Source organism: Rhodoplanes tepidamans (assembly GCF_030813915.1).
Lineage (GTDB): Bacteria > Pseudomonadota > Alphaproteobacteria > Rhizobiales > Xanthobacteraceae > Rhodoplanes > Rhodoplanes tepidamans.
On the sequence record NZ_JAUSUJ010000004.1, the window covers coordinates 65,474 to 89,003 of the forward strand.

Sequence of the window (23,530 nt, forward strand, 5' to 3'; positions counted from 1 at the left end):
TAAAAATACCTATAGGTTGATGAGAATCAAAGTAGACGCCGGTCCCGATGATCAATGAGTATTTCTCGTGATTTAAAAGCAGAAGTTGTTGTGGCTGCTAGATCGGACCGCAGACAGTCGGCCTCGCACGCCTGCTTTGGCTTAATTCCGGTGTATTAAACGTGCTCCATCACGATGCGAACTCGCGTCCGCCGGAAGCCGAGGTGCGCGCGGCCCTGGCCAGGATCACGGCCAGTCAGCGGTTCCGCGATTCGCCGCAGATCGCCGCCTTCCTGACCTACGTGGTCGAGCGGACGCTGGCCGGCAAGGCGGAGCAGATCAAGGGCTACACGATCGCCGTCGAGGCATTCGGGCGCGACGCGAGCTTCGATCCCAATAGCCAGTCCATCGTCCGCACCGAGGCGGCGCGGCTGCGCCAGGAGCTCGCCCGCTACTATGCCGAGCCGGGCCGCGACGACCCGATCCGCATCGAGCTGCCGCGCGGACGCTACGTGCCGGTGTTCGTGCGTCGCGCCGTGCCGGACTGCGACGTGACGCCGGACCGCGACGCGGCCGCGGAGCCGGCGACGGCCCCGGTGCCGCCCGCTCCTCCGGCCGTCGTCACGCCTCCGCCCGTGTCCGCCCCGCCGGCGGCGCGCCGCCGGTTCCAGATCGCGCCGGCCTGGTTCGTGGTTCTCGCCTTCGTCGGCTACGGGCTGTTCGACGCCGCGGTTCTCCATGGCTGGACTCCCTGGCGGCCCACCGCGTCCTCCGCCGGCCCGGCCGCCGGGACCGCCCGCCGCCACCGCGACGAGCCGTGGATCACGGTCGCGCCGGTGACCACCGTCGGGCCGGGCGCCGGCCTGAGCCTCAGTCCGGCCGGACTGCGCCACAAGCTGACCGACGCGCTGTCCCGTTTCGAGGACATCGTCGTGGTCGCGGCCGAACCGGCCGCGCCGGAGACCGGCCTCGTCGATCCGGCGGCCGGCGTCGACTACGTCCTGGTTCCGACCCTGGTCCGCCTGGGCGACCGGACGATCCTGCGCCTGCGCCTGCTCGGCCTGCCGAACCGCCTCGTCGTGTGGGCCGACGAGTTCCCGGTCGAGGCCGAGAACGACGGACCCGACGGGCCGTTCCGCCGGATCGTGCTGGAGGTCACCAGCGCCCTGCTGCAGCCGTTCGGCGTCATCCCGGCGGCCGAGCGGCGCAAGCGCGGCGACCGCCCGCCGGCCGCCTACGACTGCGTTCTCGATGCCGCCGAGGTCGCCCGCTACTTCGATCCGGAGCGGCGCGAGCGGACCCGGGCGTGCCTCGAGCAGGCGATCCAGGACGATCCGGGCTTCGCCTACGGCCACGTGCTGCTCGCCCGACTGCATTTCCGCGACTACGTCTTCGGCTTCGCCGAGGCCGACATCCTCGAACGGTCGCTCGCACTGACGCGGCGGGCGGTCGAGCTGGCGCCGACCAGTGCACGGGCGCACTACACGCTGATGCACATCCAGGTGGCGCGCGGCCATGTCGCGCGCGGCCTCGCCCACGGCGACACGGCGCTGGAGCTCAATCCCTACGACGTGCGCGTGCTGATGCAGGTCGGCGGCCAGCTCGTCGCCGCCGGGCAGGTCGAGCGCGGCCTCGCGCTGCTGCGCCAGGCCCGCCGCAGCACGGTGTCGAACCCGCTGCCGCTGACCTGGTCGATGTTCCTGGCGGCGTTCCTGACCCACGACCTCGCCGGCATGGCGACCAGCGTGGATCAGATGCCCGGCGCCTACGACTTCAACGCGCTCGCCCGCGCCCTCTTTCTCGCCGCGAGCGGCGACCTGGCGAGCGCGCGCGCCGTGCTGGCGCCGCTGAAGGCCCGCCGCTCGCCATGGACCGAGCAGCCGCGTGCGCTGTTCGCCCGCTTCATCCCGGCGCCCGGGATCGTCGAGCGACTCGCCGACAGTCTCGACCGGATCATGGTGGAGGGCGCGGAGGAGACGGCGACGATCCGCTGACCGGACGCGCCGGCGCGAGTGCAGCCGGGCGGATCCGCGGGCCGATGGCGGCGCGAGCCGCGGCCGGATCACGTCGAGGTCAGACGAGGTCAGATCGCGTCAGATGGCGTCGGATGACGGCAGATCACGTCAGATGACGTAGACGAAGGACTCGTAGGCGTCCTCGCCGAGGATCTGGTCCATGCTGCGCGCCGGCTCGGCGCAGCCGGCGGTGCCGACCACCTTGGCCGGCACGCCGGCGACCGTGGTCGCCGGGGGCACCGGCTTGAGCACCACGGAGCCGGCCGCGATGCGGGCGCAGTGACCGATCTCGATGTTGCCGAGAATCTTGGCCCCGGCGCCGATCAGCACGCCGTTGTGGATCTTCGGGTGGCGGTCGCCGGTCTCGTTGCCGGTGCCGCCGAGCGTCACGGCCTGCAGGATCGAGACGTTGTCGCCGACCACCGCGGTGGCGCCGACGACGAGCCCGGTGGCGTGGTCGAGGAAGATGCCCTGGCCGAACGGCGCCGCCGGATGGATGTCGGTCTGGAACACCTCGGACGAGCGGCTCTGCAGCCACAGCGCCAGGTCGCGCCGCTCGCGCCGCCACGCCCAGTGCGCCAGCCGGTGGCACTGGATGGCGTGGAAGCCCTTGTAGAACAGCACCGGCTCGATCAGCCGCGACGTCGCCGGGTCGCGGTCGAGCACCGCCAGCACGTCGGCCCGCACGGCGCGGCCGATCGTCGGATCCTCCGCATGGGCGCGCAGGAAGGCGTCGCGCAGGATCGCCCCCGAGATGTCGGCATTGGCGAGCCGCGCCGCGATGCGCCGGGCCACCGCGTCTTCGAAGCCGTCGGCCCCGAGGATCGTCGACATGATCAGGGCGCCGAACTCGGGCGCATTCGCCAGCATGGTCTCCGCCTCGTCGCGCAGGCGGGTCCAGATGCGGTCGCCCCCGACGGCCGGACGGCGGGCCGGATGGGCATGCAGGGGAGTCGCGATGCTCACGAGCGTCCTTTCGACAAGTCGTCCGACTTTCGAGAAGTCGTCCGATCCGACAAACGTCCGGCGCCCGGGCACGCGCGGAATTCGAGAAGCGGATCAGCATGTCGGCTCGCACCCCGTCCCTGTCAAGGAAACGGCGTCCTCTTCTTATGGTTCATGGCAGCATGATTATGCTACGCAGTTCTCCCAAGGCCTTGCGGCGCCGAGAGTCTTCATGGTGCGCCGCGGCACCGGCCGTAGTTGCCCGGAATAGTTCCAGCCTCGCGCCGGAGTAGGATGGACCCGTCGCGCGCCGCATGCGCGGGCGGCGCGGCGCTCCTTCGCGTCACGGGACCGTCATGACCAAGCCAGCCGAACCGACCTGCGCCGACTGCGGGCAGCTCGCCTGCCATCGCCCCGAGCGCCCGGCGCCGGACTTCTGCCTCGGCGCGGCGACGCCGCCCGAGCTGCTGGCCGGCACTGTCGCGGGCTATCGCGACGAAGGCGAGGACGCCGTGCTGGCGCGCGCCGCCGCCGCGGTCGAGGGCCTCTACTACGGCAAGCTCACCCGGGTCGAGGAGACGCTCGCCTTCGCCCGCCGCATCGGGGCGCAGCGGATCGGCATCGCCACCTGCGTCGGCCTGATCGAGGAGACCCGGCTGTTCGCCACCATCCTGCGGCGCGGCGGCTTCACGCCGCTGACCGTGCTGTGCAAGATCGGCGGCACCGACAAGACCGACATCGGCGTGCCCGACGACCTGAAGATCAGGCCCGGCGACTACGAGGCCTGCTGCAATCCGGTCCTGCAGGCGAAGACGCTGAACGCGCGCAAGACCGACCTCAACGTCATCGTCGGCCTGTGCGTCGGCCACGACGCGCTGTTCTGCAAGCACTCCGAGGCCCCGGTCACCACCCTGATCACCAAGGACCGGGTGCTCGGCCACAATCCGGTCGCCGCCCTCTACACGGCGAAGAGCTACAGCCGGCGGGTGATGGACGAGGAGCGGCTGAAGGGCCTGTGAGCCGCGCCGGCCGCCGGCGGGGCGCCGACGACGAGGCCGGCCCGGGAGCGACCAAGGTCGTACGACTCTCGGCCATGCGGCGATCGGCGGCCGCGAAACCTGTTGTGGCGGGTCGGCCCGGCGCAGTAATCAGGCGTGACGGCGCCCGCCACCGGAGCGCCGGGACCCGCCTGCCCACGGAGCCGCCATGAACCTCGCCGAGATCTCGCCCGGCCGCAACCCGCCCAAGGACCTCCACGTCGTCATCGAGATCCCGCAAGGCGGCGAGCCGGTGAAGTACGAGATCGACAAGTCGTCGGGCGCCCTGTTCGTCGACCGCTTTCTCCACACGGCGATGTTCTATCCCGGCAACTACGGCTTCGTGCCCAACACGCTGTCGCCCGACGGCGATCCGCTCGACGTGCTGGTGGTCAACCGGGTGCCGGTGTTTCCCGGCGCCGTCATCCGCTGCCGTCCGGTCGCCGCGCTGCTGATGGAGGACGAGGCGGGCGGCGACGAGAAGGTCATCGCCGTGCCGGTGGACGATCTCCACCCCTTCTACACCGACGTGAGGAGCCACGAGGATCTGCCTCCGATCATGCGCGAGCAGATCGCCCACTTCTTCCAGCACTACAAGGATCTGGAGAAGGGCAAGTGGGTCACGATCGTGAAATGGGTGGGCGCCGAGGCGGCCGAGAAGCTGGTCGTCGAGGCGATCGCCCGGGCCGAGGCCAAGGCCGAGATCGCCGGCCGCTGATCCCGCCGGCGCACCACGGCACATCCGCTGCACGTCTTCGGGCCGCCTTCGGGCGGCCCTTTTCGTTCGGCCGCCGCGTGCGGCGCACGCTGCGGGGCGGGCCGAACGAACCGGAGCGGCCCGCCCGTTCACGAACGAGAACCGGTGGGCGGTCGCCCCGACAATGCCCCGGTTTGGGGCTGACATGCCGACCGAGCGTCTTCCGCCGCGCCCGGCTCCGCCGCGGCGCGCATCGCCCGTCCGTCTCTCCTTCGGCAACCGACAGGACTGCACCATGATCGAGCCGACCCCGCAGCTCCGGGCTTCGTGTCCGGCGACGCCCACGCACGCCCAGGCCCGGCCTCCCGCCCGGCGGCTCCGCCGCGCCGGCCTGATGGCCACCGCGGCGCTCGCCGCCGGCCTCGGCCAGATCGCCGTCTCCTCCGCCGCCGGGGCGACCGAGCTGCCGCTGGTGCGGGTCGTGCTGTCGAGCGCCGGGCTCGCCCAGTTCCTGCACGCCGGCGAGGTCGCCGGCGGCGCCACGGTCGAGCTGCCGGTGCGGCTCGATCAGGTCGACGACCTGCTCAAGAGCCTCACCGTGTTCGACCGCGCCGGCGGCGTCGGCGCCGTCAGCCTGCCCGGCAAGGCGCCGCTCGCCGAGCTGTTCCGCGACCTGCCGTTCGGGCCGGAGGCGCTGGAGTCGCCGACCCGGCTGCTCAACGCGCTGGTCGGGGCCGAGGTGGAGATCGCCGGCCCGGTGACGGCGACCGGCCGGGTGTTCCGGGTCCAGCCCGAGGAGACGCAGCTTCCGAACGGCGGCGGCACGGTGACGCGCCATCGCCTCGCGCTGATGACCGAGCGCGGCCTGGTCTCCGCCGTGCTGGAGGATCTCACCGCGCTGCGCTTCACCGATATCGAGACCCGCGTCCAGATCGACCGCGCGCTCGCCGCGCAGTCGCAGAACCGCGCCAAGGATCGCCGGACGCTGTCGATCGGCTTTCTCGGCGACGGCACCCGCCGGGTCGGGCTGGGCTATGTGGTCGCCGCGCCGGTGTGGAAGACCTCGTACCGGCTGGTGCTGCCCAGGGAGGGCGGCCCGGGCAGCGGCAAGGCGCGGCTGCAGGGCTGGGCCGTGGTCGAGAACCTGACCGGCGGCGACTGGACCAATGTCGAGCTGGTTCTCGTCTCCGGCAATCCGGTGGCGCTCAAGCAGCAGCTCTACACGGCCTTCTACACCGACCGCATCGAGGTGCCGGTGACGACCGCGGCGCGGCTGCTGCCGCGCACCGACGACGCCGACGCCGAGAATCGTCCGGGCCCGCGCGCCAAGGCGGCCGGCTCCGCGCTCGCCCGCCGCGAGATGATGATGGCCCCGCAGGTCGGCCAGATGCAGCGGCCGATGGCGCCGGCCTTGGCGGCCCCGGCGGCGGCGCCGCCGCCGGCCGAGCCCGACGCCATCGCGGCGGCCGCCCAGGCGGCCGAGGCCGAGGAGGCGTCGACCCAGCTGCTCTACCGCTTCCCGGCCAGGGTGACGGTGGCGACCGGCCACACCGTGATGGTGCCGTTCGTCGACCGCGAGGTCACGGCGTCGCGCACCTGGCTCTATCAGCCCGAGACCTCGGCGCGCCGCCCGCTCGCCGCGGTGCGGCTGAAGAACGACGGCGACACCAGCCTGCCGGCCGGCATCGTCACCGCCTTCGACGGCGGCGACGGGGCGGCGAACTTCGTCGGCGACGCGCAGCTGCCGCTGCTCGCCCGCGGCACCTTCAAATACGTCACCTTCGCGCTCGACGCGAAGACCGACATCCGCCGCGAGGACAAGGGCGTGCGCCGGACCACGCTCGGCAAGGCCGTCGACGGCGTGCTGACGCTGACGACCAGATCACGTCGCACCCTCGCCTACGAGATCACGCCGCCCGCCGACGAGGACCGCGAGATCGTCATCGAGGAGGCGCGCGCCGACGGCTGGTCGCCGGCGCCGGACAGCAAGGACGTCGAGGAGACGCCGACCCGCTTCCGCGCCACCGTCAAGGCGCCGAAGGGCCAGACCACCAAGGCGTCGCTGGTGCTGGAGCGCACCGACCGCCAGGCCGTGATGCTCACCGACTTCGCCCCGGAGGAGATTCTCGCCCGCATCCGCGGCCTGGAGAACGAGACGCCGGCCGTGAAGGAGGCGGTGCTGAAGCTCGGCGCGCTGGCCGGCGAGATCAACCGGGCGCGTGCCGAGCGCGCCAGGCTCGACACCGAGCGGAAGAGCATCGGCGAGGACCAGGCGCGGCTGCGGCAGAACCTGCAGGCGGTCGGCTCGGGCAGCGATCTGGGACGGCGCTATCTCGACACGCTCAAGGCCCAGGAGGACCGCCTCGCCGAGATCGCGCGCGCCGAGCAGAGGCTCGACGCCGAGATGGCGGCCAAGCGCCAGGCTGCCGTCGACGTCGCCCGGCAGCTGAAGATCTGAGGCGGGGCGCGACGGCTTCGACACGCTTGCGTCGTGATGGCAGGGCTCGTCCCGGCCACCCACGATCTCGCTGTTGCGGAGCTTTCAGTTCGTGGATGCCCGCGACGAGCGCGGGCATGACGAGCCACGGGATCCGAAGGCTGGCAGCGATGCGCGGCGGACGATCCGTGCATGCGGCAACGTGAGGGCGGAGCAAGAGCCGCGGGCGGCGTTCGGGCGCGGCCCGCGCATCCTTCGTTCGCCGTGGAAGGCCGCGTCCCCCGCCACAGCCGAAAATACCATTCGCATTGTCTGAAAAAAGCACGTCGAAATCGTAGCGCTTCTCTTGGTGGCGGCTTAGCGGGGGGACCCGACAATCGCCGTCGAGCCCGGCGCCGCGCGTGGCGGCGCCGGCGGCACGAGGCGTACAGATGGTTTTCTTTCGTCAGCAGCAGCACAAGCTGCGGGAGCTTCGCCGGAGCCCCCGCTTCGAGGTCCACTACCCGGCCTTCTGGGACCCGTGCGACGGCTCTGCCCTGCAGAGCTGCGTGATCTCCGACATCTCGGCCGGCGGGGCCAGGCTGACCGTCGCCAACCCGGCCGACATGCCGGCCGAGTTCCTGCTGCTGTTCCAGCGGCGCTGCCGCATCGTCCGCCGCAACGATCGCCAGATCGGGGTGATGTTCCTGAAGAAGTGAATCACGTCAGGGACCTGACCATGGCGATGTGACTGCCGGCGGGCGTGCCGGCGAAGCCGAGCCGCGCGTAGAGCCGGCGGGCCGGCGCGTTCTCCGCCGCGACCGACAGGGTCATGCGCGAGAACCCGTGCGCCCGGGCCACCCGGGCGAGTGCCTCGATCACGTCGGTGCCGATGCCGTGCCCGCGGGCCGTCTCGGCCAGCACGATGTCGACGAGATGCACCGCCGGGCCGGAGACGGCGACGATCAGGCGGCCCGCCGGCGCACCGCCGTGCGCGATCACGCCGTGCTCGGCCGCTGGGAAGCTACCCGCATAGGCAGCCTGCTGGGCCCGGAACTGCTGGTCGAGCAGCGTGCGCACGAGCGCGTCGTCGCCGAGCGCCGCGAAGCGGGGCCCGCGGTCCGCGTCGAACAGCGCGCGGCAGAACCCCGTGTCGGACGGCACGAGCGGGCGGACCGCCGTCGCCGGATCGACCGGCGCGAGCCGGGCCAAGATGGACTCGGTCGGCCATGCCGGCGCGCCGGTCACCGGCCGGCCGCTCAGTCGAAGCTCGGGAAGATGCCCTCGGTCGCGATGCAGTAGATCATCGCCAGCGTCGGCTGGCTGTTGGGATGCGGCTGCGAGCTCCCGGCCGGAACCATGGCCGTCGGGGCCAGGGTCGTGTCGGCGGGCGGCGGCACGAAGCCGTTGAAGCCGGGGTCGATGGCGACGTTCGATCCGCCGGTCGGCCCGGCCGTGCCGTTGGTGGCGGTCCGGTCGCCGAGCTGCAGCCCGTGCGCATGCATCGGCATCTCGGTCTGCTGAAGCGTCACGGTCGCTTCCCCGATCTGCTCGCCGAGGTCGCGGGGCGACAGGCCCTGGCCCTGCCCCTGGCTGATCGCCACCCGGCCGATCAGATTCGGCAGGTTGAAGGTCGTTCTGCCGTCGCCGCCGTAATAGGTGCCGATCAGGCTGAACAGGGGCGTGTACCGCTGGATCGCGAGCGGGCGTCCGTCGCAGGGCAGCCACTTGTCCGGGCAGAAGCCGAAGGCGAAGGCCTGGATTTCACCGATGAACGGATCTGACATGACACCCCCTGGAGGAAACGCCCCTGCCGGCCGACACGGCGGCCCGGGTCTTGCGATGCGCACGGACGATGCGGGCGTGCCGCGGCGTCAGCCGGGCGACGGATAGATGCCGGACCAGCAGATGCAGTAGTTGCAGGTCAGCGTCGGCATCATGTTGTCGTGCGGCTGGCTGCCGCCGGCGAGGCCGACGCACGGCGCCATGACGTCGTAGCTCGGGACGTCGGCCTGCGGCGCGTAGAGCTTGGCACTCGGAAGGCTCGCGGTCGCCAGATGCAGGGCGGGACCGGGGGTCGGCGTGGTGCCGGCATTGGCGGTCGACAGCAGGGCATGGCTGTGCGACGGCATCTCCTGGTCGATCAGGGTATGCTGCTCCGCGCCGCCGATCTCGCCGAGCAGGCGCGGCGTCAGCCCGCGACCCGGCCCCTGCGAGAGCGGCACGCGGCCGCTCAGATACGGCACGTTGAAGACCGAGATTCCGTCGCCCCCATACGTGTTTCCGATCACCGCGTACAGCGCCTCGAACTGCGAGATCGGCACCGCCGAGCCGTCGCAGGCGAGCCATCCCGTGGGCACCCGGGGAAAGGCGAAGAGACGGATTTCACCGACATAGGGATCGGACATGGTGATCGGACCTCGTGTCCTGGCTCGGCGGACCGCGCTGGCGCGGTCGATGGGGTGGAGGATCGCGCCGGCGCGTCCGGCGCGGCTCACGGCCGCGGCGGGAACACCCCGGTCAGCGCGATCAGGTAGTTCACGACCAGATAGGGCTGCATGTTGTCGTGCGGCCGGCCGCCGCCGTCGGCCGTCACGTTGGTGCCGGGCGCCAGGGGAACCTCGCCGCTGCCGGCGGTCGCGAAGATCGCGAGCGGCGAGGCGACGTTGACGCCGAAGAGATTGCTGTTGGGCACCGAGCCCCGGCCGGTGCCGGCGGTGGTCGAGGCGTCGATCACATGGGTGTGGGTCGGCAGCTGGCCGACCGACAGCGTCACGGTCTCGGTTCCGGCGACCTGCCCCCACGGCACGGTCGAGAGGTCGCTGCCCAGCACGGCGCGCCCGCGAAGGTCGGGAAGCGCGAAGGTGGTCACGCCGTCGCCCCCGTAGGTGGTCCCGATCAGCGAGAAGAGCGCCGTGTTGGACCGGATCGCGAGCAGGCTGCCGTCGCACAAGGCCCATCCCTTCGGAACTAGCCCGAAGCCGGCCGGCATGATCTGTCCGACGAAAGGCTGCAGCGGCATGTCGGCACCTTCGGGCTGGACGTGGCAGGAAATCAGGGACTTGATACAACTTTAGATAACGGTATTGCTACCTAATGAAGATTGTCAAGGCACACGCTATTTTTCCGAGCATGTCCCGCACGGATCCCGGCCGAGCCGCCCATGCACCCGGTGTGGTTGTGGCTAATTCGCAACGGCCGTTCGCATAAGTTCAGGGAGAAGCTCGATAACACCGCAGATTGCTCGATGAGTCCTTGTGGTTGTGTTCGCCTTGCGCTGCTATCGCCTGCATGTCGGCCGCCGTCGAGCGTCTCGCTCGCGAAGCCGCCGCTGCAACGCACGGGCTTGCCATGTTCGGGACTGTCCGCCGGGTCATCGCGCGCTGCATGTTCGGCACGACCTGCGGGAGCGTCCCGCCGCGGCCCGGCCTCGCCGCGGGACACGCCGGCACGGCGGGCCGGGCGCTCCTGGTCCTCGCCGCCGGCCTGATCGCCTGGCTGGCGACGCCGGCCGCCGCCCAGGCCGCCTGTACCGTCACCACCGGCTCGACCACCGGCGCGACGATCACGATCGACGGCACGGGCAGCGGCAACACCGTAAGTCTCTGCGTCTCCGACTCCACCGTGCTGTGGGGCCTCTACGGCGCGTCGAACGGCGCCAACCCGGGCATCGACGCCTTCAACAACTACCCGATGACGGCCGGCGGCCTGTCCGCGACGCCCCTGACCGTGACGACCGCGAAGGCGAGCTACACGATCACGCCGCAGCCGGACGGCACCTTCTCCAGCTTTCCGCAGTACGACATCGTGATGAATTCGGTGAGCGGATCGGGGACCGACACCATCACGCTCTGGTACGCCAGCGCCTGCAACATCTCGAACACCTGCGGCTTCGCCCCCCAGTTCACCGACACGTCCTTCACCATCACGGTGAACCTGCCCGCCCTGCCGCCGACCATCTCGGCGGCGTTCTCGCCGACCTCGATCGGCACCGGCGGGTCCTCGACCTTGACGCTGACGATCGGCAACCCGAACCCGTCGACCGCGCTGACCGGCGTCGCGGTGGCGGCGAGCGCGCTGCCCTCCGGACTGACCGGCAGCAGCCCGGCGACGGCCTGCAGCGGCGGCACGGCGACCTTCAACGCCGGCAGCCTCAGCCTGTCCGGTGCCAGCATCGCGGCGAGCGGCTCCTGCACCGTGACGCTGACCGTGACCGGGACCACGGCGGGCAGCTACTCCTACACGACCGGCGCCGTCTCCGCGTCGGGCCCGAGCGCGCTGACCGGCTCGACCGCGACGACGCCGACCCAGCTGAGCGTCACCGGGCCGACCGCCACCCAGGCGATCGCCTCCAAGGCGTTGACCCAGAACCAGGCGACGGCGTCGTTCACGCCGGTGACCGGATCGGGCGGCACGGCGCCGCTGACCTACGGCATCGCGCCGTCGCTGCCGGCGGGACTGAGCTTCGACACCGGCTCCGGCGCGATCTCCGGCACGCCGACCGCGACCCTGGCCGCCACCACCTTCACGGTGACGGTGACGGACGCCAACAGCGCCGCGGCCTCGAACACGTTCAGCCTCACGGTCAACAGCGCCGTCACGGCGACCCAGTCGGTGCCCACCGTCACGCTCACCCAGAACCACGCCGCGACCGCCTTCACGCCGGTGACCGGCGGCGGCGGCACGGCGCCGCTGACCTACGGCATCGCCCCGTCGCTGCCGAGCGGCTTGAGCCTGAACACGGCGAACGGCCAGATCACCGGCACGCCGACCGCGACCCTGACGGCCACCACCTTCACGGTGACGGTGACGGACGCCAACAGCGCGACCGCCAGCAACACGTTCAGCCTGACCGTCAACGGCGCCGTCACGGCGGTCCAGTCGATCGCCTCGGTCACGCTGACCCAGAACCATACGGCGACCGCCTTCACGCCGGTCACGGGCGGCGGCGGCACGGCGCCGCTCGGCTACGCCGTCGCGCCGTTGCTGCCGGCGGGCCTGTCGCTGTCGCCGACGACCGGCGCGATCTCCGGAACGCCGACCGCCTCCAGCGGCGCGACCGTCTACACGGTGACGGTGACGGACACCAACGGCGCCACGGCCAGCGCCACGTTCAGCCTCACCGTCAACGGCGTCGTCACGGCCACCCAGGCGGTCGCGTCGACGACCCTGACGGCCGGCCAAGCCGCGACGGCGTTCACGCCGGTGACGGGCGGCGGCGGCACGGCGCCGCTCGGCTACGCCGTGGCGCCCACCTTGCCGACCGGATTGAGCCTGAACATCGCGAACGGCCAGATCACCGGCACGCCGACCGCCTCCAGCGGCGCCGCCGTCTACACCGTGACGGTGACGGACGCGAACGGCGCCACCGCCAGCAACACGTTCAGCCTGGCCGTCAACGGAGCCCTGACGGCGACCCAGGCGGTCGCGTCGAAGGCGCTCACCCAGAACACCGCGGCGACGGCGTTCACGCCGGTGACCGGTGCGGGCGGCACGCCGCCGCTCGGCTACGCCGTGGCGCCGGCACTGCCCACCGGCCTGTCGATGTCGCCGACGACCGGCGCCGTCACGGGCACGCCGACCGTCACCAGCGGCGCGACCACCTACACGGTCACGATCACCGACGCCAACAGTGCGATCGCGTCGAACACGTTCAGCCTGACGGTCAACGCCGCCGTCACCGCGACCCAGGCGGTGGCGTCCAAGACCCTCACGGCCAACGCCGCGGCGACGCCGTTCACCCCGGTGACGGGCGGCGGCGGCACCGCCCCGCTGTCCTACGGCGTGTCTCCGGCGCTGCCGAGCGGCTTGATCTTCGACACCAGCTCCGGCGCGATCTCCGGCACGCCGAGCACGGCGCTGACGGCCACCACCTTCACCGTGACGGTGACGGACGCCAACAGCGCCACGGCCAGCAACACCTTCAGCCTCACGGTCAACGGCGCCGTCACGGCGACCCAGGCGGTGGCGTCGAAGACCCTGACCGTCAACACCGCCACGGCCTCGTTCACGCCGGTGACCGGCGCGGGCGGCACCGCCCCGCTGTCCTACGGCGTGTCGCCCGGCGTGCCGGCCGGCCTTTCCTTCGACACCACGACCGGCGCCGTCACCGGCACGCCGACCGCGATCAGCGCGGCGACCACCTACACGGTGACGGTGACGGACGCCAACAGCGCCAGCGCGACCGCCACGTTCAGCCTCGCCGTCAACGGCGCCGTGACGGCGACCCAGGCGATCGCGGCGAAGACGCTGACCCAGGGCGCCGCCGTGACGGCGTTCACGCCGGTGACCGGCGGCGGCGGCACCTCGCCGCTCGGCTACGCCGTCGCGCCGGCGCTGCCGGCCGGGCTCGCCTTCGACCCGGCGAGTGGCGCCGTCACCGGCACGCCGACCGCGACGCTCGCGGCGACGACCTTCACGGTGACGGTCACCGACGCCAACAGCGCGACCGCATCGAGCACCTTCAGCCTGACGATCAATTCCGCCGTGACGGCGACCACGGCGGTGGCGGCGACGACGCTGACGGCCGGACAGGCGGCGACGCCGTTCACCCCGGTCACCGGCTCGGGCGGCACCGCACCGCTGTCCTACGGCGTGTCGCCGGGCCTGCCGGCCGGCCTGAGCCTCAACCCGGCGAACGGACAGGTCTCGGGCACGCCGACCGCCCCCATCGCGACCACGACCTTCACGGTGACGGTGACGGACGCCAACAACGCCACCGCGACGGCGACCTTCGGCCTGACCGTCAACGGCGCCGTGGTGGCGACCACGGCGATCCCGACGACGGCGCTGATCATCAACCAGGCCGCGACGCCGTTCACCCCGGTGACCGGCTCCGGCGGCACCGGCGCCCTCGCCTATGCGGTGGCCCCGGGCCTGCCCACCGGCCTCGCCTTCAACACCGCGACCGGCCAGATCACCGGCACACCCACCGCGCCGCAGCCGCCCGCCACGTTCACGGTGACGGTCACGGACACCAACAGCGCCTCGGCGAGCGCCACCTTCTCGCTGTCGGTCGGCCAGGCGGCGACGAGCACGTCGCTGATCTCGTCGAAGAATCCGAGCGAGGCCGGCCAGCCCGTCACCTTCACGGCGACGGTGAGCGGGCCGGCCGGGACGCCGACCGGCACCGTGACGTTCAACGACGGCGGCGTCGCCATCGGCACCGCGACGCTCGCGGGCGGCACCGCCGCGCTCACCACCACGGGCCTGAAGATCGGCAAGCACACCATCACGGCGGTCTATTCCGGCAGCGCCGTCTACGCGGCCAGCACCTCGGCGGCGCTGGTGCAGGACATCGGCACGCCGCAGGACAGCCTGCGCCTGCGCGCCATGCAGATCGTCGCCACCCGCACGATCGCGCAGAACTCCGGCGCGGCGATTACAGGCGCGATCGACTCCGCCATCGCCGAAGGCTTTTCCGGCGGCGGCGCCCTGATCAGCCCGAGCGGCATGGGCCTGCGCTTCAACTTCGCGGCCGAGCCCGACGACGACGAGAGCGGCACCGGCGCGCGCGGCCCCGACGCCCGTGCCGCCTCGGCCTATGTCTCCACGGCCCCGCAGGGCGGCCGCGCCGCGGCGACGGGCCGGTCGCGCATCGACGACGCCTTCGCGGCGATCGACCGCGGCGCCATGCCGGCCAAGGCGGCGCGCCGGGCCGCGCCGAAGGACTGGCTGATGTGGGCCGAGATCCGGGGCACCGGCGTCGGCAGCCTCAACCAGAGCAGCGCGACGCCCTCGCCGCTGTCCGGCACCCAGGTCAACGCGCTGATGGGCCTGACCCGGCGGCTGACGCCCGACCTGCTGGTCGGCGTGGTCGGCGGCTGGGAGACCTTCGACTATCGCTCCGAGACGCTGAACAGCCGCCTGAAGGGCGACGGCTGGACGGCCGGCTCCTATCTCGGCTGGCGGTTCGCCGCCGGGCTGCGCTTCGACGCCGCCGTCGCCTATACGGGGCTCGGCTACGACGGAGCGTCGGGCGCCGCGGCGGGCGGCTTCGACGGCCGCCGCTGGCTGGTGTCGGGCGGCCTGACCGGCAGCACCCAGGCGTGGGGCCTGGCGATCGAGCCGTCGGCCAAGATCTACGGCCTGTGGGAGCGCCAGGACGCCTACACCGACACGCTCGGCACGCCGCAGGCGGAGCGCACCTTCTTCACCGGCCGCGCCTCGGCCGGCGTCAAGGCCGCGTGGCCGTGGCTCGTCAGCCCCGAGCTGACGCTCGCTCCCTATGCCGGCCTCTACGCCGACTACTACTTCACCAAGGACGACGCCGAGGCGGTCGCGCTGGAGGGCGCGCCGGCGCTCGCCTCGGTGCCGCTGCTCGACGGCTGGTCGGCGCGGGCGACCGGCGGCCTGTCGGCGCGCTTCGGCAACGGCGCGGCGGTGTCGGTCGGGGCGGAGCTCGGCGGGCTCGGCGGGGACACCCAGATCTGGAGCTTTCGCGGCCGCGCCGCCGTGCCGTTCTGACGCCCGCTCGTTCTGACGCCGGGCCGGCCGGTGCCGCGCAGCTCGCGGCGAAAAGGTTCCCGCGGCACGTGGTCCCGGCCGCGGACGCGGCCGGTGTCTTGCGGCCGTCGCCTCCGCACGCGATCTATCCGCGGGGGGCGGCCCAGGAGGCGACCATGGGACTTCTCGACGTCATCAACGGGATGATGAACGGCCCGCGCGGCGAGCGCGCGCCCGAGCCGGCGGGCGGCGCCGGCGACAAGGGCGGCATGTCGCCCATCACCATGGCGATCCTCGGTCTGCTCGCCTACAAGGCCTACAAGCATTTCGGCTCGGGCAGCGCGCCGGTGCCGCAGGCGGAGACCAATGCGCCGCCCTGGGGTCCGGGCCGGGTGCAGGGCGAGGGCTCGAGCGGCGGCCTCGGCGGCCTGCTGGGCGGGCTCGGCGGCCTCCTGGGCGGCGGTGCCGCCGGCGGCGCGCTCAGCGGCGGCCTCAAGGACCTGGTCGACCAGTTCCACCAGAAGGGCCGGGGCGACGTCGCCGACTCCTGGGTCCGCCGCGGCCCCAACCGCGCGATCTCGGCCCGCGAGCTGGAGGAGACGCTCGGCCCCGACCGCATCGACGAGCTCGCCCGCCGCACCGGCCTGTCGCGCGACGAGCTCCTCGCCGAGCTCAGCCAGCGCCTGCCCGAGGCGGTCGACGAGGTGACGCCGGAGGGCCGCCTGCCCAGCGAGACCGAGGTCCGCCGCTGGCTGTGAGGACGGCGGGATCGCCCGGGGCACCGACTCTCGCCATCACCCTGAGACGCTCGGGCAAAGCCCGAGCCTCGAAGGGCGACGGCCGCCGCTGATCTGGATATGTCCGGGCCGCATCCTTCGAGGCCCGCGCTTTGCGCGGGCACCTCAGGATGACGGGTCGAGGTACGGCTGCGTCGTGATCACACCAGCGCGGGCGTCTTGCGGCGGAACGGGATCACGAACAGGGCGGCGACCGGGACGTGGAGCAGCACGCCGGCGATCAGCAGGCCGGCGATCTCCAGGCCGGACAGCGCACCGCGAGAATATTCGGCGGCGAAGACCCAGATGGTGAAGGGCAGGAAGATCACGATCGAGGTGACGAGGCCGGGATTGTAGCCGCGGAACCGCACCGTCGTGCCGATATGCGACAGCGCATTGACGAAGGTGAGCCCGACCCAGCCGAGGCCGACCCAGCGCAGCGTCTCCGGGAACAGCGCGGCGAGGCCGATCGGCGCCCACACCCAGGCGATGTTGACCAGCGCGACGCCGCCTTCGTCCACCGGCCAGTCGTCGCGGCCGCTCCTGAACACATGCGCGTTGGCGTACGGGCGGAAGCCGCCCGGCCACAGATGCTCCTCGGTCTGGTGCACCATGTAGATCACCAGCAGCGCCGCGAACATCGCCTGCTCGCTCGCGGGCGCGCCGTGGAACAGCACCAGCCACAGGGCGGCGCCGACGACGGCGAGGACCGGCAGGGTCTTCTGCCAGCCGTCGGCGATGCGGTGGAGGAGGTCGGACATGCGGGGCTCCGGGGGTGTGCGATGTCGCGGATCGGACCACGCTACCGCAGATCCCCGAACTCTCCGTTAATGCGCCATGTCGACGCGTTATCGGCACCCCCGGCGGGCAACGGGCCGGCCGCAGCCGGCCCGTTCTGATCAGGTCCGCGCCGCTCCGCAGCGGCGGCGCGAGAAGCTCACGCCGCCTTCAGGCTCGCCATGTCGATCACGAAGCGGTACTTCACGTCGCTCTTCAGCATGCGGGCATAGGCCTCCTCGATCTTCTGCATCGGGATCATCTCGATGTCGGAGGTGATGCCGTGCGCCCCGCAGAAGTCGAGCATCTCCTGGGTCTCGGCGATGCCGCCGATCAGCGAGCCGGCGAAGCTGCGGCGCTTCCAGATCACGCTGAAGGCCGCGACCGCCAGCGGCTTCTCGGGCGCACCGACCTGCACGAGCGTGCCGTCGCGCTTCACCAGGCCCAGATAGGCGTTGATGTCGTGATCGGCCGCGACCGCGTCGACGATCAGGTCGAAGCTCTCGGTGTGCGCCTTCATGGCCTCCGGATCGGTCGACAGCACCACCTCGTCGGCACCGAGCCGCTCGCCGTCGGCGACCTTGCTCTTCGACGTGGTGAACAGCACCAGGTGGGCGCCGAGCGCATGGGCGAGCTTGACGCCCATGTGGCCGAGGCCGCCGAGCCCGACGATGCCGACCTTCTTGCCCGGCCCCGCCTTCCAGTGGCGCAGCGGCGACCACAGGGTGATACCGGCGCACAGCAGCGGCGCCGCGGCGGCGAGGTCGAGGCTCTTCGGGATCTTCAGCACGAAGTCCTGCTCGACCACGATGGCGCTGGCATAGCCGCCGAAGGTGTGGCCGCCGCTCTTGCGGTCGGGGCCGTTGTAGGTGCCGACGAAGCCGTTGTCGCAATACTGCTCCAGGCCCTCGCGGCAGCTCGCGCAGGTGCGGCAGGAATCGACCATGCAGCCGACCCCGACCGTGTCGCCGACCGAAAAGCGCGTCACCGCGCCGCCGACCGCGGTGACCCGGCCGACGATCTCGTGGCCCGGCACGCACGGATAGAGTGTGTTGCCCCACTCGCCGCGGACCGTGTGGAGGTCGGAATGGCACACGCCGCAGTAGACGATCTCGATGGCGACGTCGGTCGGGCCGGGATCGCGGCGCTGGAACGTAAAGGGAGCGAGCGGCTGGTCGGCGGCGCCGGCCGCGTAGCCCGTGCAGGTGAACATGTCTCGGAGGCTCCGGAGAGGACAGGCCCGCCGGCCGCGCCGGAGCCCGTCTCGGGCTCCGGCTGCGTCGCGGCGGGGCGGCGGAGGGATGCCGCGTGGGAGAGCCTGATGAATGAACGGCGCCGCCGCTCTTCAAGGGGGCGGCGGGCATCGCAGGTCTGCGCCGGCGCACGCGATGCGCGCCGGCGGCGGATCGGTCGGGGTCGATGCGGCCGCGCCGCCGGGCCTGCGCCGGAGCAGGCGACCGGGATGGACGCTGGGGATCGGGCGGATCAGGCGCGGGTCAGGCGTGCCTGGCGGTCGCCTGGTCGATCTTCCTGGCGATCAGGAACGCGGCCGGAACGGCGAGGACGAAGCCCGCCGCCGCGGCGATCGGGATCAGGCTCATGCCCTGATTGTAGAGCGAGGGCACGCTCACGATGACGACGACGAGAGCTCCGGCGAGCGTGGTGCCGAGCATCATCCAGACGAGCACAGCGAGCTTCAGCATGGGATCGGATCTCCGTGCGATCCCGGCCCTATAGCGCGCCGCGGCGCGCCGCGGCTTGAGATGGATCAACATGCGAATGCGTGAATGCTTCGCGGCGCGCTGCCGGCGGCCGGCACCGGCGGCCGCCACGCCCGCCCGTCCGCCGTCAGCCCCGGCGGCGCGGCCCGAGGCCGAACCACCGCCGCTTGCGCGACCTCTTCCGGCCCGGCGGCTCCAGCGCGTCGAGGCGCCGCTGGAGAACCGCGATCTCGCGCTTGAGTGCCGCGTTCTGCAGCCGCACGTCCTCGTCGTCCGCGCCGGCGAGCTCGGTCTCGGTGCGCGCCGTGCCGGACTCGGCCGTGCGGGCGAACGCGTCGCGGGCCTGCGCCAGCGTCACCTGCGGCAGCACCGGGGCGAGACGGGCGTGCAGATAGTCGGCGTCGGCGGCGAAGCGCGGGAAGCTGAGAAGGACGATCGGCACGTCCTCGCGCACCAGGCGCTCGATCAGCTGATGAAAGCCGACCGCCAGGATGCGCTCGGCGTCGACGCGCTGCATCGAGTGGATCAGGCCGCCCGGCACGCTGCCCCACACGTCCCACGGGGTGTCGAGGTCCTTCACCCACGCCGTCTCGCGCAGGATCGCCTGATGCTCGAGGATCAGCCGGCTCGCCGCCGCCTGACGGAGGTCGCGCATCGGCACGATGACGCCGTCGGCGGCCAGCTGGCCGCGCGCCAGCATGTCGTCGAGCACCTTGAACAGCCACGGCGTCTTGACGACGTAGGGCGCGCCGGGTCCGTCGACGAGGCTCGGCGGATCCTCGAGCCCGGCCTGGGCGTCGGCGTCGATCTTGGCCTGCGGATCGCGCGCCAGCACGGTGTCGAGCCCGAGCGCGGTCAGGTAGCGGACCAGGAAGGTGGTGCCGGCCCGGCCGGTGCCGGCGATGTAGAGATGTCGATCCGACATCGGCGCCTCGTCTCGTCCGGAGCCGGCCGCGGCGGCGACCGATGGCTCGTCCTAGGCGCGAACCGGGCGCCTGTCTGCCGCCCTCAGGTCGCGCCGGCGCCGCGGCTCGCCCCTGCCCCGGGCCCGCCACGGTTCGGCAACGAAGCCGAAACCATGCCGCCGCGGATTCGCCTGCCGGGCCGGCGCGGTGTGTCCGGCCGGTGAGCGAGCCCGCGGCCGGCCCCCGCGATTCCCACCGGTGCGACAGGCTGTGGACAACGCGGTGGGCGATGGTGGCGGAGCCCGCCCCGGCGCGCTGGAGGGGACGGCCGACGACGGCGAAGCGGCGACGGCGCTTGCTCGCGAGGCCGGTCGGGCAAGGGCGCGACGCGCTGGTCGCCCGCCGGACGGCGGCGACCTTTTCGTGGGCCCGACGTTCACGCTAGACTGCCGTATCGATCGACATGGACGGACGACCATGCCCGCACGTTCGCTGACCGTGGCGCGGCCGCCCGATCTGGCCGAGATGATCGACGCCAGGATCGCATCCGGCGCCTATGCGTCGGAGAGCGAGGTCGTGGGTGACGCGCTCCGAGCGCTCGACCGCGAGACGGCCGCCCTCGACGCGATCTTGCGCCGGAAGGTCGAGGCTTCGCTCGCGGACTCGCGTCCGAGCACACCGGCCGATGAGGTCTTCGCGCGCCTGCGCGCCCGCGCGGCGGAGCGGGTCAAGGACGAGTGAGATGACCCACGAGGTCGTCTTCCGCGCCACGGCGGAGGAGGATCTTTTCGCGCTTTTCGGTCACATCGCCGGGCAATCGGGCTCCAGACGCGCCGAAGACTATATCGGCGTATCGAAAAGGCCTGCACGGCGCTGGCCGAGTTTCCGAACCGCGGCACCCGACGTGACGACATCGCTCCTGGCCTGCGCACCATCGGCTTCGAACGCCGTGCGACGATCGCGTTCCGGGTGCTGGAGGACGTCGTCGAGATTGTCGCGATCGCTTATGCGGGTCGGGATTTCGCGAGCGAAATCGAGTGAACGACAGACGATCCTCGTCGAGCGTGCGGCGGGCCAGACCAAGTCGTGCCCCGCCGTCTGGGGCTTCGGGAACGAAGCCGCCGCCGCGGATTTTCTCGCCGGGCGACGCGGTGTGTCCGGCCGGTGAACGAGCCCGCGGCCGGCCCCCGCGATCACGCCGGTGGACGGGCTGTGGACAAGGCGGTGGGCGATGCTGGGGGAGCCCGAGGCGCCCCCCCGGCGCGGACGGCCGACGACGGCGCGGCCGGTTTCCGGTATGATCGATGAACGAACCGAACGGACCACACACGATGCCGACATCGCGCACATATGCCGTCGTGCTCGAACCGGAGCCGGACGGCGGCTTCACGGTCCGGGTGCCGGCCCTGCCCGAGATCGTCAGCTACGGCGACGACGAAGCGGAGGCGCTGGCGATGGCCGAGGACGCCATCCGGCTGGTGATCGAGGATCGGCAGGCCCGGGGCGAACCGGTGCCGGTCGACGCCAAGCCGCTCATCCACGAAGTGACCGTGACACTCGCTGCATGACCGGGCTGTCCGTCGAAGAGTTCCTTGCGCTGCTGTAGCGCGGACCGCGCAGGGCAGAGTTCCGTCGAGCCGCAACCCGCGGCCGGAACCTGCCCGCGCGTCGGGCGGAGCTGTGACGGCGGTCTGAATCACGCGAGCGTCGGGCCCCGAAATACCGCCCTACCCGCGCTGTCGCGTCAGCCCGAGCCGACCGGCGATCAGGCGATCGAGCAGGCGATCCGGCAACAGGCGCGGCAGCCGGAAGTCCGTGAGCGGACGGGCCGTCACCACGTAGCGGCTGCGCGGACGGCGCGCCGTGAGCGCCTCGAGCACGACGTCGGCGACGCGCGTCGCCGGCAGGGCGTGCGCCACCGAATCGGCGAAGTGCGTCGTCATGGCCGCCACGGTGTCGCGATACGGCGTCTCCGCGTAGCGGGTGCCGCCGAACTCCAGCCCCTTGTCCCAGATCGGCGTCGCGATCGGTCCGGGCTCGACGATCGCCACGTCGACGCCGTGCAGCATCAGCTCGCGGCGCAGGCTGTCGCACAGCGCCTCCAGCGCATGCTTGGACGCCGCATAGGCGCCGACCAGCGGCGCCGCGATCTTTCCCGACACCGAGCTGATGGCGACGATGCGGGCCGATCCATCGCCGACCGGCAGCATCAGCGGCACGAAGGCCTGCACGGTGGCGACCGCCCCGAGGACGTTCACCTCGAAGGTTCTGCGGATTTCGTCGAGCGGCTGATGGAGCAGCGGCCCCGGCAGCGCGATGCCGGCATTGACCACCAGCGCGGCGAGCCGGCGCCCCGCCAGCGCCTGCTCCACCGTTTGACGCGCTGCGTCGAGCGACGGCGGATCCGTGACATCGGCCAAGAGCGCGGTGACGCCGGGCGGCGCATCCTCGACCCGCCGCACCGTGGCGAAGCCGGTCCATCCGGCCGCGAGCAGCCGCATCGTGACGGCACGACCGATCCCGGTCGACGCGCCGGTGACCAGAAACGCCGACGGAGAGGCCGTCACTCCGCCGCCGTGCGGGCGCTGCCGTAGCGGCGCTCGATGTAGTCGATCACCATGGCCTTGAAGTCGGCGGCCAGCGTCGGGCCGCGCAGGGTCGCGACCTTCTTGCCGTCGACGAACACCGGGGCGGTCGGGCTCTCGCCGGTGCCGGGCAGCGAGATGCCGATGTCGGCGTGCTTGCTCTCGCCGGGGCCGTTGACGATGCAGCCCATCACCGCGACGTTGAGCCGCTCGACGCCGGGATAGCGGGTCTTCCACTCCGGCATCGAGGTGTGGATGAAGCCCTGGATCTCCTTGGCGAGCTCCTGGAACGTCGTCGAGGTGGTGCGGCCGCAGCCCGGGCAGGCGGCGACCAGCGGCACGAACACCCGGAACCCCATGGTCTGCAGGATCTCCTGCGCGACCTTTACCTCCAGGGTGCGGTCGCCGCCCGGCTCCGGCGTCAGCGACACCCGGATGGTGTCGCCGATGCCCTGCTGCAGCAGGATGCCGAGCGCCGCCGAGGAGGCGACGATGCCCTTCGAGCCCATGCCGGCCTCGGTGAGGCCGAGATGGATGGCGTAGTTCGAGCGCGCCGAGAGATCCTGGTAGACGGCGATCAGGTCCTGCACCGAGGACACCTTGGCCGACAGGATGATGCGGTTCTTCGGCAGGCCGATCTCCTCGGCCCGCGCCGCCGACAGCAGCGCCGACTGGATCATCGCCTCGCGGGTGACGGCGCGCACGTCCTTCGGGCTCGGCAGCCGGGCGTTCTCGTCCATCAGATGGGTGAGCAGCTCCTGGTCGAGCGAGCCCCAGTTGGCGCCGATGCGCACCGGCTTGCCGTGCCGGATCGCCATCTCGACGATGGCGGAGAACTGCTTGTCCTTCTTGTCCTTGAAGCCGACGTTTCCGGGATTGATGCGGTACTTGTCGAGCGCCTCGGCGCAGCCCGGATGGTCGGCCAGCAGCTTGTGGCCGATGTAGTGGAAGTCGCCGACGATCGGCACGTCGAGGCCCATCTTCAGCAGCCGCTCCTTGATGTGCGGCACCGCGGCGGCCGCCTCGTCGCGGTCGACCGTGATGCGGACGATCTCGGAGCCCTGCCGGGCCAGCGCCGCCACCTGGGCGACCGTGCCGGCGACGTCCGCCGTGTCGGTGTTGGTCATCGACTGGACGACGATCGGGGCGCCGCCGCCGACCGTGACGTTGCCGACCCGCACGCCGACCGTCTCGCGCCGCATCGCCGGACCTGCCAGATCGCTCATCGTCAA

The 23,530-nt window shown here is 72.0% G+C and carries 21 protein-coding genes; 10 read left to right on the forward strand and 11 right to left on the reverse strand.

The window, feature by feature from the left end; translation table 11 throughout:
* Nucleotides 1-203 precede the first annotated feature (203 nt).
* The gene (locus J2S22_RS06330; RefSeq protein WP_272778327.1) at nt 204-1,973 is read left to right on the forward strand and encodes a hypothetical protein; all 1,770 of its coding nucleotides are present in this window, start codon (nt 204-206) and stop codon (nt 1,971-1,973) included.
* A gap of 129 nt (nt 1,974-2,102) precedes the next feature.
* Here J2S22_RS06330 and cysE read toward each other — a convergent pair whose 3' ends face one another.
* On the reverse strand, nt 2,103-2,954 hold the full coding sequence (gene cysE / locus J2S22_RS06335) for a serine O-acetyltransferase (RefSeq protein ID WP_437182552.1): 852 nt from the start codon (nt 2,952-2,954) through the stop codon (nt 2,103-2,105).
* Nucleotides 2,955-3,295: 341 nt separating this feature from the next.
* Here cysE and J2S22_RS06340 point away from each other — a divergent pair, with 341 nt between their 5' ends.
* From J2S22_RS06340 to J2S22_RS06355, 4 genes are all read left to right on the forward strand, one after another.
* Nucleotides 3,296-3,958, forward strand: a complete 663-nt coding sequence (locus J2S22_RS06340; RefSeq protein WP_272778325.1) for a DUF1847 domain-containing protein — start codon at nt 3,296-3,298, stop codon at nt 3,956-3,958.
* A gap of 187 nt (nt 3,959-4,145) precedes the next feature.
* Nucleotides 4,146-4,694: an inorganic diphosphatase gene (gene ppa, locus J2S22_RS06345; RefSeq protein WP_272778324.1), complete on the forward strand. Its 549-nt coding sequence runs from the start codon at nt 4,146-4,148 to the stop codon at nt 4,692-4,694.
* 274 nt (nt 4,695-4,968) lie between these two features.
* Complete coding sequence (locus J2S22_RS06350) at nt 4,969-7,131, forward strand: hypothetical protein (protein WP_272778323.1); 2,163 nt, start codon at nt 4,969-4,971, stop codon at nt 7,129-7,131.
* Nucleotides 7,132-7,541: 410 nt separating this feature from the next.
* Complete coding sequence (locus J2S22_RS06355; RefSeq protein WP_272778322.1) at nt 7,542-7,808, forward strand: PilZ domain-containing protein; 267 nt, start codon at nt 7,542-7,544, stop codon at nt 7,806-7,808.
* 1 nt (nt 7,809) lies between these two features.
* On the opposite strand, the gene J2S22_RS06360 is transcribed toward J2S22_RS06355, so the two are convergent.
* The 4 genes from J2S22_RS06360 to J2S22_RS06375 form a co-directional block, all read right to left on the reverse strand.
* Nucleotides 7,810-8,301 (reverse strand): GNAT family N-acetyltransferase, encoded by a 492-nt coding sequence (locus tag J2S22_RS06360; protein WP_272778321.1) that lies wholly within the window; start codon nt 8,299-8,301, stop codon nt 7,810-7,812.
* 47 nt (nt 8,302-8,348) lie between these two features.
* The gene (locus J2S22_RS06365) at nt 8,349-8,876 is read right to left on the reverse strand and encodes a phage tail protein (protein ID WP_272778320.1); all 528 of its coding nucleotides are present in this window, start codon (nt 8,874-8,876) and stop codon (nt 8,349-8,351) included.
* A gap of 87 nt (nt 8,877-8,963) precedes the next feature.
* Entirely contained in the window at nt 8,964-9,497 is a 534-nt protein-coding gene (locus J2S22_RS06370; RefSeq protein WP_272778319.1) for a phage tail protein, read from the reverse strand.
* An 86-nt stretch (nt 9,498-9,583) separates the two neighbouring features.
* Nucleotides 9,584-10,111, reverse strand: a complete 528-nt coding sequence (locus tag J2S22_RS06375; RefSeq protein WP_272778318.1) for a phage tail protein — start codon at nt 10,109-10,111, stop codon at nt 9,584-9,586.
* A 329-nt stretch (nt 10,112-10,440) separates the two neighbouring features.
* Here J2S22_RS06375 and J2S22_RS06380 point away from each other — a divergent pair, with 329 nt between their 5' ends.
* Both J2S22_RS06380 and J2S22_RS06385 read left to right on the forward strand, forming a co-directional pair.
* Complete coding sequence (locus J2S22_RS06380; protein WP_272778317.1) at nt 10,441-15,555, forward strand: putative Ig domain-containing protein; 5,115 nt, start codon at nt 10,441-10,443, stop codon at nt 15,553-15,555.
* Nucleotides 15,556-15,710: 155 nt separating this feature from the next.
* Complete coding sequence (locus J2S22_RS06385; RefSeq protein WP_272778316.1) at nt 15,711-16,292, forward strand: YidB family protein; 582 nt, start codon at nt 15,711-15,713, stop codon at nt 16,290-16,292.
* A 179-nt stretch (nt 16,293-16,471) separates the two neighbouring features.
* On the opposite strand, the gene J2S22_RS06390 is transcribed toward J2S22_RS06385, so the two are convergent.
* From J2S22_RS06390 to J2S22_RS06405, 4 genes are all read right to left on the reverse strand, one after another.
* On the reverse strand, nt 16,472-17,071 hold the full coding sequence (locus J2S22_RS06390) for an HXXEE domain-containing protein (protein ID WP_272778315.1): 600 nt from the start codon (nt 17,069-17,071) through the stop codon (nt 16,472-16,474).
* 176 nt (nt 17,072-17,247) lie between these two features.
* Nucleotides 17,248-18,300: an NAD(P)-dependent alcohol dehydrogenase gene (locus J2S22_RS06395; RefSeq protein WP_272778314.1), complete on the reverse strand. Its 1,053-nt coding sequence runs from the start codon at nt 18,298-18,300 to the stop codon at nt 17,248-17,250.
* Between the two features lie 283 nt (nt 18,301-18,583).
* Nucleotides 18,584-18,790 carry a hypothetical protein gene (locus J2S22_RS06400; RefSeq protein WP_272778313.1) on the reverse strand — a complete coding sequence of 69 codons (207 nt, stop codon included), beginning with the start codon at nt 18,788-18,790 and terminating at the stop codon, nt 18,584-18,586.
* A 145-nt stretch (nt 18,791-18,935) separates the two neighbouring features.
* Nucleotides 18,936-19,733 (reverse strand): hypothetical protein, encoded by a 798-nt coding sequence (locus J2S22_RS06405; protein WP_272778312.1) that lies wholly within the window; start codon nt 19,731-19,733, stop codon nt 18,936-18,938.
* A gap of 250 nt (nt 19,734-19,983) precedes the next feature.
* Here J2S22_RS06405 and J2S22_RS06410 point away from each other — a divergent pair, with 250 nt between their 5' ends.
* From J2S22_RS06410 to J2S22_RS06420, 3 genes are all read left to right on the forward strand, one after another.
* Complete coding sequence (locus J2S22_RS06410; protein WP_272778311.1) at nt 19,984-20,454, forward strand: ribbon-helix-helix domain-containing protein; 471 nt, start codon at nt 19,984-19,986, stop codon at nt 20,452-20,454.
* Between the two features lie 111 nt (nt 20,455-20,565).
* A complete protein-coding gene (locus tag J2S22_RS06415) occupies nt 20,566-20,754 on the forward strand; it encodes a type II toxin-antitoxin system RelE/ParE family toxin (RefSeq protein ID WP_272778373.1) in 189 nt (62 codons plus the stop codon).
* A gap of 290 nt (nt 20,755-21,044) precedes the next feature.
* Complete coding sequence (locus tag J2S22_RS06420; RefSeq protein ID WP_272778310.1) at nt 21,045-21,281, forward strand: type II toxin-antitoxin system HicB family antitoxin; 237 nt, start codon at nt 21,045-21,047, stop codon at nt 21,279-21,281.
* Between the two features lie 159 nt (nt 21,282-21,440).
* Here J2S22_RS06420 and J2S22_RS06425 read toward each other — a convergent pair whose 3' ends face one another.
* Together J2S22_RS06425 and ispG are read right to left on the reverse strand one after the other, a co-directional pair.
* Entirely contained in the window at nt 21,441-22,280 is an 840-nt protein-coding gene (locus J2S22_RS06425; protein ID WP_272778309.1) for an SDR family NAD(P)-dependent oxidoreductase, read from the reverse strand.
* Complete coding sequence (ispG, locus tag J2S22_RS06430) at nt 22,277-23,524, reverse strand: flavodoxin-dependent (E)-4-hydroxy-3-methylbut-2-enyl-diphosphate synthase (protein WP_272778308.1); 1,248 nt, start codon at nt 23,522-23,524, stop codon at nt 22,277-22,279. The genes J2S22_RS06425 and ispG overlap by 4 nt, the downstream gene beginning before the upstream one ends.
* Between the last annotated feature and the right edge of the window lie 6 nt (nt 23,525-23,530).

What these genes read in the sequence shown, in the direction of transcription:
- J2S22_RS06385 (WP_272778316.1), top strand. Translation starts at nt 15,711, where the DNA reads ATGGGACTTCTCGACGTCATCAACGGGATGATGAACGGCCCGCGCGGC.
- J2S22_RS06370 (WP_272778319.1), bottom strand. Translation starts at nt 9,497, where the DNA reads ATGTCCGATCCCTATGTCGGTGAAATCCGTCTCTTCGCCTTTCCCCGG.
- J2S22_RS06350 (WP_272778323.1), top strand. Translation starts at nt 4,969, where the DNA reads ATGATCGAGCCGACCCCGCAGCTCCGGGCTTCGTGTCCGGCGACGCCC.
- J2S22_RS06380 (WP_272778317.1), top strand. Translation starts at nt 10,441, where the DNA reads ATGTTCGGGACTGTCCGCCGGGTCATCGCGCGCTGCATGTTCGGCACG.
- J2S22_RS06405 (WP_272778312.1), bottom strand. Translation starts at nt 19,733, where the DNA reads ATGTCGGATCGACATCTCTACATCGCCGGCACCGGCCGGGCCGGCACC.
- J2S22_RS06395 (WP_272778314.1), bottom strand. Translation starts at nt 18,300, where the DNA reads ATGTTCACCTGCACGGGCTACGCGGCCGGCGCCGCCGACCAGCCGCTC.
- J2S22_RS06400 (WP_272778313.1), bottom strand. Translation starts at nt 18,790, where the DNA reads ATGCTGAAGCTCGCTGTGCTCGTCTGGATGATGCTCGGCACCACGCTC.
- J2S22_RS06390 (WP_272778315.1), bottom strand. Translation starts at nt 17,071, where the DNA reads ATGTCCGACCTCCTCCACCGCATCGCCGACGGCTGGCAGAAGACCCTG.
- ppa (WP_272778324.1), top strand. Translation starts at nt 4,146, where the DNA reads ATGAACCTCGCCGAGATCTCGCCCGGCCGCAACCCGCCCAAGGACCTC.
- J2S22_RS06420 (WP_272778310.1), top strand. Translation starts at nt 21,045, where the DNA reads ATGCCGACATCGCGCACATATGCCGTCGTGCTCGAACCGGAGCCGGAC.
- J2S22_RS06340 (WP_272778325.1), top strand. Translation starts at nt 3,296, where the DNA reads ATGACCAAGCCAGCCGAACCGACCTGCGCCGACTGCGGGCAGCTCGCC.
- J2S22_RS06365 (WP_272778320.1), bottom strand. Translation starts at nt 8,876, where the DNA reads ATGTCAGATCCGTTCATCGGTGAAATCCAGGCCTTCGCCTTCGGCTTC.
- J2S22_RS06375 (WP_272778318.1), bottom strand. Translation starts at nt 10,111, where the DNA reads ATGCCGCTGCAGCCTTTCGTCGGACAGATCATGCCGGCCGGCTTCGGG.
- J2S22_RS06355 (WP_272778322.1), top strand. Translation starts at nt 7,542, where the DNA reads ATGGTTTTCTTTCGTCAGCAGCAGCACAAGCTGCGGGAGCTTCGCCGG.
- ispG (WP_272778308.1), bottom strand. Translation starts at nt 23,524, where the DNA reads ATGAGCGATCTGGCAGGTCCGGCGATGCGGCGCGAGACGGTCGGCGTG.